Origin of the sequence: Microbacterium sp., assembly GCF_026393345.1 — a bacterium.
Classification (GTDB): domain Bacteria; phylum Actinomycetota; class Actinomycetes; order Actinomycetales; family Microbacteriaceae; genus Microbacterium.
In genome coordinates this window covers 46,793-54,164 of the sequence record NZ_JAPLAI010000037.1, presented here as the reverse complement: position 1 = coordinate 54,164, position 7,372 = coordinate 46,793, and the positions used below count along the sequence as shown (strand labels likewise).

Here is a 7,372-nt window from a genome sequence, read left to right as displayed (position 1 = left end):
TGGGTGCGCCGCGTGCGTGCGCCGCCGGCCGCGCGCAACTCAGGCAGATCGGAGGTTTCGGCTGCCGCTGGCCGCTGCGCGGCCACATCTGCCTGAGTTGTGCGCACCGATGAGCGTGCATGCGCCGGTCCGCGCCGGCGTTTCAGGAGTGATGTGCCCTGACGATGCCCCGGAGGGCGTTCAGCACGAAGCCGGTGTCGAAGTACAGATGCTCCGCGAGCGGACGGAGGGTGCTGTATCCGAGGGCAGCCGCTGCCAGGTCCCGGCGCCGGTCCTCGCGCTGCTTGTCCCACCCCTCATGATGGGCGCGGCTGTCACACTCGATGATCAGCCATCCCTCCACGACGAAGTCGACGCGGCCGACACCGGGGATGCTGACCTGCGTGCGATAGCGCAGCCCCAGTTGCCGCAACAGCAGGCGCATGAGGGTCTCGGGGCCCGACTCGGCCGATCCGTCCGCGACCGCCAGAATCGCCTGGTACCGCCGCGGAAGGCCGGCGAACACGTCGCGGAGATCGTCCCAGGTCAGCAGACGGAGGTACAGGACGCTGTCCACCGTCGCGACCGCCGCACGCACGGTCTGACACCGGACAGACTGTGCAACCGCATCCCGGATGTCCACGACGGCCAAGCCGGACGGGGACGTGAGCGGCCACCAGTGCAGGTGGAGCCCGTCGCGCTCGGCTTCGGAGAGTCTGCGGGTGGCATCGAAGGGCGAGCGCAGCCGCGACATCGTGTGCTCGAGATGGACGTGCAGTCCGCCGGCGGTGAGGACGAAGACCCCGTACATGGCCAGGAGAGAGGTGCACGCCACCCGGCCGCCGATCCGGACCGCCCGTTCGATCTCGTCCTGCGGCGCGAGAAGGTAGCGATCTCGACGAAGCCGCCGCATCCTCCCCTCCCGTACCGCGCGGGTGATGGCACGCGGCGTCATGCCCGCACTCAGGAGGTCCGCGCGCGTCACCACGAGATCCGTATCGATATCCATGGCCGCCACCCTGCGATGGCAACCACCGGAGCTTCGCCGGCGGCGTTCGATCGGTGGATGGTTCCGCCGGTCGAGCACGTGGGGAGGAGCGATCGACACCGCTCGTAGCTCAGGCAGAGTTGCCGCATACCGGCCTCCGACCGCGTCAGGCGGCGGTTCTGCCTGAATTGCGAACGCGGGTTCGGACCTCGAGCGCGGCCTCCTTTAGGGTGAGCGCATGGAACCCGTCGAGCTGCGCACCGAGCGGCTGCTCCTCTCGGTCCCCCGCGGATCCGACACGGATGCGCTGTACGCCGCCTGCCAGGACCCGGACATCCAACGGTTCACGACCGTCCCCACGCCCTACACCCGCGAGCACGCCGCAGGATTCCCGGTGAAGGCGGCCGCCGGCTGGGCGGACGGGACCGACGCCGTCTGGGCGCTCCGCCACGACGGCACGCTCGCCGGCATGGTGGGCCTGCACCGGCTCGGCGGAGGTGAGGGCGAGCTCGGGTACTGGCTCGCCCCCGGCTTCCGCGGCACCGGACTCATGACCGAAGCCGCACGAGCGGTCGTGGAGTGGGGCTTCACCGGCCCGCTCGGTCTGGCGCGCATCGAATGGCGCGCCGTCGTCGGCAACACCGGTTCGGCGCGCATCGCGCAACGGCTCGGCTTCACGTACGGCGGGATGCTGCGCCGCGCGCTCCGCAACGGCTCGGGGGACCGCAGCGACGCATGGATCGCGGATCTGCTCCCCCGCGATCCTCGCACCCCCGCGGCCTGGCCGATCGACGCCTGAGCCACGCCCCTTCGCGTGTCGCAACACGCGGCATCCGCCGACGCGAAGCCGCCGCACCCGCCCCGTGAAGCCGCCGCACCCGCCCCGCGAAGCACGCCGGGGCGCCGACCGCAACCCACCCACCCCATGGCCGCAGCGCGGTGGCAGGATGGGCGCATGCCCGAGATGCCGGAGGTCACCGGGCTCGTCGAGTTCCTCGCCGGGCGCGTGGTCGGCCTGCGCGTCGATCGGGCGCAGGTGCTCGCGATCTCGGCGCTGAAGACGTACGACCCGCCGATCGAGGCGCTCCGCGGCACGGTCGTCGAGGCCGCGTCCCGCCACGGGAAATTCCTCGACCTCGCGCTGCGCGGCGACGCGGACAGCGAGCTGCACCTGGTGTTCCATCTCGCCAAGGCCGGCTGGTTGCGCTGGTACGAGGAGGCGCAGAACACCCCGGTGAAACCGGGGCGCAGCGCCACCGCGCTCCGGGTCCGCTTCGACGACGGATCCGGGTTCGATCTCACCGAGGCGGGCACGAAGAAGTCGCTCGCGGTGTACGTCGTCCGCTCCCCCGCGGACGTCCCGGGCATCGCCCGGCTCGGACCCGACCCGCTTGATCCCGGCTTCGACCGCGACGCGTTCGCCGGCCTGCTCGCGGGCCGGCGCACCCAGATCAAGGGCGTCCTGCGCGACCAGTCGATCATCGCGGGCATCGGCAACGCGTACTCCGACGAGATCCTGCACGCGGCGAAGATGTCGCCCTACGCCCTGGCCGCGGGCCTCACGCCGGACGAGATCGACCGCCTGTACCGTGCGCTCGTCGACACGCTCGCGGAGGCGGTGGCCGCCGCATCCGGCCGCCCGCCCGCCGACCTCAAGGATGCGAAACGGCGCGGGATGCGGGTGCACGGGCGCCGCGGTGAGGCGTGCCCGGTGTGCGGCGACGAGGTGCGGTCGGTGTTCTTCGCCGACAACAGCCTCGAGTACTGCCCCACGTGTCAGACCGGCGGCAAGCTCCTCGCCGACCGCCGTCTATCGCGCCTGCTGAAGTAGGTCAGCCGGTGGTGCCCATGAGGATGCGGGCGTCGTCGTCGACCCAGTCGAAGGAGCGGCGGACGGCCTTGTGCCACATCCGGATGCGGCGCGCTCGCTCGTCGGCGTCCATCCGGGGCACCCACCGCTCCCCCTCGCGCCAGTGCGCGCGCAGCTCGTCCACGTCCTGCCACACCCCGGTCGCAAGGCCAGCGGCGTAGGCGGCACCGAGCGCCGTGGTCTCCACGACCTCCGGGCGCACCACCGGGATGCCGAGGATGTCGGCCTGGAACTGCATCAGCAGGCCGTTCCGCGTCATCCCACCGTCGACGCGCAACTCCTGCAGCGGTTTGCCGGTGTCGGCGACGACCGCCTCGATGACGTCGAGGGTCTGGAACGCGGTGGCCTCGAGCGCGGCACGAGCGATATGGGCACGGTTGACGTAGCGGGTCAGTCCGACGAGCGCGCCGCGGGCGTCGGGCCGCCAGTACGGGGCGAACAGGCCGGAGAACGCCGGCACGAAGTAGGCGCCACCGTTGTCCTCCACCGATTCGGCGAGGGTCTGCACGTCGGCAGACTCGGTGAACATGCCGAGGTTGTCGCGCAGCCACTGCACCAGCGACCCGGTCACGGCGATGGATCCCTCGACCGCGTACCGCGGCGACTCGCCCTCGCGCTGGTAAGCCACCGTGGTGATGAGGCCGTGCTGCGAGCGGACGATCTCCTCGCCCGTCCCGGTGAGCAGGAAGTTGCCGGTGCCGTAGGTGTTCTTCGACTCGCCGGCATCGAAGGCGACCTGGCCGAACGTCGCCGCCTGCTGGTCGCCGAGGACACCGGCGATCGGCACCCCGCCGAGGACCGACGGCTCCTGGATCGGAGCGATGACGCCGGAGGACGGCACGATCTCGGGCAGCATGGCGCGCGGGATGCCGAACACTTCGAGCATCTGGTCGGACCAGTCGAGGGTACGCAGGTCCATGAGGAGCGTGCGGCTGGCGTTGGTGACATCGGTGACGTGCCGGGCGCCGCCGGTGAGCTTCCACACCAGCCAGCTGTCCGGCGTGCCGAACAGCAGGTGGCCGGCCTCGGCATCCGCCCGGGCGCCCGTCACGTTGTCGAGGATCCATGCGATCTTGGATGCGGAGAAATAGGTCGCCAGCGGCAGCCCGGTGATGTCCGCGTACCGGTCGTACCAGCCATCCTCACCGGCCAGCCGGTCGATCGCGGGCTGGGTCCGCGTGTCCTGCCAGACGAGGGCGTTGTGGATCGGCTCGCCGGTGCGGGCATCCCACACGATCGCCGTCTCACGCTGGTTCGTGATGCCGAGCGCCGCGATGTCGGTGGCGGAAAGCCCCGACTCGGTGAGCACGGTCTCGAGCGCCCATGCCGCGTTGGCCCAGATCTCGGTCGCGTCGTGCTCGACGCGGCCGGCCCGCGGGAAGACCTGCTCGTGCTCCCGCTGCGCGCTCTGCACGATCCGGCCCTGCGCGTCGAAGATGATCGCGCGGGTGGAGGTCGTGCCCTGGTCGAGGGCGATCACATGGTTGGCCACGTCGTCGTGCTCCCTGCCGGGGCGGCATCTCCGCCCCGTCGTCGATTATGGCGGGTCAGGATGCGGCGGCCGGAACCGGAGCCGGTTCGGTCGCACCGGCAGGATCCGCGGCGTGCACGGCGGCGAGCGCGGTCGGGATCTCCGTGGCCACGCGGGCCTCGTCCCAGCCGAGGACGGGGGCGATGACCGCGGCGACCTCCGCGGTGGCCTCCGGGGTCGCACCGCCGGTGAAGGCGAGGCTGGTGCGGCGCAGCAGCAGGTCGGCGAGGTGCACGACTTCCTCGGTCGCGGCGAGGTGGCGCAGCTCCGCGGTCGAGTACGCGGGGGCGGATGCGAGCGGCGCGTCGTCCGCATCCGCCTCGATGGCCGTGATGACGGCCGTGGCCTCGGTGCCGTAGCGCTCGAGCAGCTGCGCGACGCGCGTCCGCGGCAAGTGACCGGCATGGTCGCCGATCCACTGGGCGGTGCGGCGCGCGGTGGTGGGGTATCCCCGGCCGCCGCCGATGGCGCGGCCCGCGGTCGAGATGCGGCGGGGGGTGCCGAGGAGGTCCAGCACCCGGTCCGTGAGATGCGCTGGTGGTCCACTTGCCGCCGACGAGGCTGAGCACGGGCGTGCCGCCGGTGAGGTGCTGCGCCTCGATGCGGTAGTCGCGGGAGACGAAACCGGGAGCCATGTCGCCGTGTCCGGGGAGCGGACGCACCCCGGCGAAGCGGTGCACGATGTGCTCGCGGGTGACGGGGATCGTCGGGAACACATGACCGACGAGGTCGATGAAGTAGTCGACCTCCGCATCAGTGCAGACGATCGGGTCACCCATGGTGTGCTCGAGGTCGGTGGTACCCACGAGCACCCGGCCCTTCAGCGGATAGACGAGCACGATGCGACCGTCGCTGTGCTCGAAGAAGATCTCCCGTCCGCCGGTGGCGGCCAGCAGCTCCGGGTGGTCCAGCACGATGTGGGACCCCTTGGTTCCGCCCATGAACCGGGTCGGCTCGCCCAGGGCGGCGTTGGTGAGGTCGGTCCACGGGCCCGTCGCGTTGACGACGACCGAGGCGCGGAACTCGATCTCCTCGCCGCTCTCGGTGTCGCGGAGGACGACGCCGTCGGCCGTCGCCGCGACCACGGCGACGTAGGTGGCGGCGCGGGCACGGTCGCCGCCCGCATCCAGTCCGTCGCGGAGCACGTCGAGCGCCAGGCGCTCCGGGTCGCGCAGAGAGGCGTCCTCGTACGTGGCGGTGTACCGGATGCCGGGGTTCAGGTCGGGCAGGATCTCAAGGGAACGACGCCGGCCGTGGAACACGTGCCGGCGCACGCGACCGCCGCCGCGGGAGAAGGAGTCGTAGATCTCCAGCCCGATCTTGATGAGCGCGGCGCCGCGCTCCTTGGGAGCGCCGGCACCGTGGCGGAGGAACCGCAGCGGCGCGGAGAGGACGCCGGAGAACGTGGAGAAGATCGGGATCGTCGTCTGCAGCGGCTTCACGTAGTGCGGGGCGGTGCGCAGCAGATCGTTGCGCTCCACGACGGCCTCGTGGACAAGCCGGAACTCGCCGTTCTCGAGGTACCGGACGCCCCCGTGGATCATGTGGGACGAGGCGGCGGAGGCGCCGGAGACGATGTCGCCGCGCTCCACGAGCGCGACGTCGACGCCCTGCAGCGCGAGGTCGCGGAAGGTGGCGATGCCGTTGATGCCACCGCCGATGACGAGTACCTGGGCCTCCGGCCGCTCGGTCAGTCGACGCCAGGGGGCGCGGGTGGCATCCGTGCTCATGGAATGGTCTCCTTCTCGGGGCGTCGGGCACGCCACCCCTTCATCGTGGTCACGGGTGCGCATCGTTGCAAGCTCGATGCACGAACGTGCACACTGGTCTGGTGACGGACACCGCGCTCAGCAGAGAGACCTCCACCGCGCTGTCGGCGGCGACCGCGCATTATCTGCACGGCGAGACCATGGAGGCGATCGCCCGCCGGCTCGGGGTGTCGCGGTCCACCGTGTCGAGACTGCTCAAGCAGGCACGGGAGAGCGGGCTCGTCGAGATCCGGGTGCGGTCCCCGCTCGAGGCCCCGCGGTTGCTGGCCGCGCAGCTGCGGCGGCAGCTCCACGTCACCGTGCACCCGGTGCCGGTACCGGAGGAGGCGAGCGATGTGGAACGGCTCGACCTGGTGGCAGCGGCCGCCGCCGACCTCATCGGTGCCCGGATCGGGTCGCACGAGACCGTCGGCATCGCCTGGGGATCGACGGTGGCGGCGGTCAGCCGTCACCTCACCCCGAAGCCGACCACCGGCACGATGTTCGTGCAGCTCAACGGGTCGGGGAACACCCGCACCACCGGACTCGGCTACGCCAGCGACATCCTCGGCCGTTTCGGCCGCGCCTTCGCCGCGCAGGTGCAGCAGTTCCCGGTCCCGGCCTTTTTCGACGACCCCGCGACGAAGACCGCGCTGTGGCGCGAACGCAGCATGCGCCGCATCCTCGACGTGCAGGCGGCCATGGATGCGGTCGTCTTCAGTGTCGGCGCCGCACAATCGTCGGTGCCGAGCCATGTCTACACCGGCGGTTACCTGGAACCGTCCGAACTCGCGGAGCTCTCCGCGCAGCGGGTGGTGGGCGACGTCGCCACCGTGTTCTACCGCGCGGACGGGTCGAGCGCCGACATCGCCCTCAACGCGCGGGCGTCGGGCCCTGCTCTCGCACAGCTCGCGGCGGTGCGGCGGCGCATCTGCGTCGTCTCCGGCGAATCGAAGCTCGCGAGCGTCCGCGGTGCCCTCGCCGCGGGCCTCGTGACCGACCTCGTGATCGACGAGCCGACCGCCCGCGCCCTCGCGTCCACCGCCGTCTGAGACCCGGCATGAACGGCGGAACACCCGGGAATGAAACCGAAGGCCGGGCGTTGAGTAGGATCAGTGCAACAACGTGCTCCGGGGTCGGTGAGAATCCGAACCGGCGGTGACAGTCCGCGAGCGTCGCGCTGCTTCGGCAGCCGGTGCTGACCCGGTGGAATTCCGGGACCGACGGTGATGTGGGGTGAGAGCCTCGCAAGTCCG

The 7,372-nt window shown here is 71.3% G+C and carries 5 protein-coding genes and 1 pseudogene; 3 read left to right on the top strand and 3 right to left on the bottom strand.

From position 1 onward, the window contains the following. Positions 1-142: 142 nt before the first annotated feature. On the bottom strand, positions 143-988 hold the full coding sequence (locus NT132_RS05945; RefSeq protein ID WP_297786283.1) for a type IV toxin-antitoxin system AbiEi family antitoxin domain-containing protein: 846 nt from the start codon (positions 986-988) through the stop codon (positions 143-145). Between the two features lie 217 nt (positions 989-1,205). Here NT132_RS05945 and NT132_RS05940 point away from each other — a divergent pair, with 217 nt between their 5' ends. Further along, entirely contained in the window at positions 1,206-1,766 is a 561-nt protein-coding gene (locus tag NT132_RS05940; protein WP_297786280.1) for a GNAT family N-acetyltransferase, read from the top strand. Between the two features lie 156 nt (positions 1,767-1,922). Beyond that, positions 1,923-2,798, top strand: coding sequence for a DNA-formamidopyrimidine glycosylase family protein (locus NT132_RS05935; RefSeq protein WP_297786278.1), 876 nt, complete (start codon positions 1,923-1,925; stop codon positions 2,796-2,798). Between the two features lies 1 nt (position 2,799). On the opposite strand, the gene glpK is transcribed toward NT132_RS05935, so the two are convergent. Both glpK and NT132_RS05925 read right to left on the bottom strand, forming a co-directional pair. Beyond that, positions 2,800-4,329, bottom strand: coding sequence for a glycerol kinase GlpK (gene glpK, locus NT132_RS05930; protein WP_297786275.1), 1,530 nt, complete (start codon positions 4,327-4,329; stop codon positions 2,800-2,802). Positions 4,330-4,384: 55 nt separating this feature from the next. Further along, positions 4,385-6,098, bottom strand: a pseudogene (locus NT132_RS05925) (glycerol-3-phosphate dehydrogenase/oxidase). Between the two features lie 98 nt (positions 6,099-6,196). On the opposite strand from NT132_RS05925, the gene NT132_RS05920 reads away from it, so the two are divergent. Next, complete coding sequence (locus NT132_RS05920; protein WP_297786398.1) at positions 6,197-7,168, top strand: sugar-binding transcriptional regulator; 972 nt, start codon at positions 6,197-6,199, stop codon at positions 7,166-7,168. Positions 7,169-7,372 lie beyond the last annotated feature (204 nt).

Excerpts from the sequence above, each read along its gene's own strand:
- NT132_RS05935 (WP_297786278.1), top strand. The coding sequence starts at position 1,923 with ATGCCCGAGATGCCGGAGGTCACCGGGCTCGTCGAGTTCCTCGCCGGG.
- NT132_RS05945 (WP_297786283.1), bottom strand. The coding sequence starts at position 988 with ATGGATATCGATACGGATCTCGTGGTGACGCGCGCGGACCTCCTGAGT.
- NT132_RS05940 (WP_297786280.1), top strand. The coding sequence starts at position 1,206 with ATGGAACCCGTCGAGCTGCGCACCGAGCGGCTGCTCCTCTCGGTCCCC.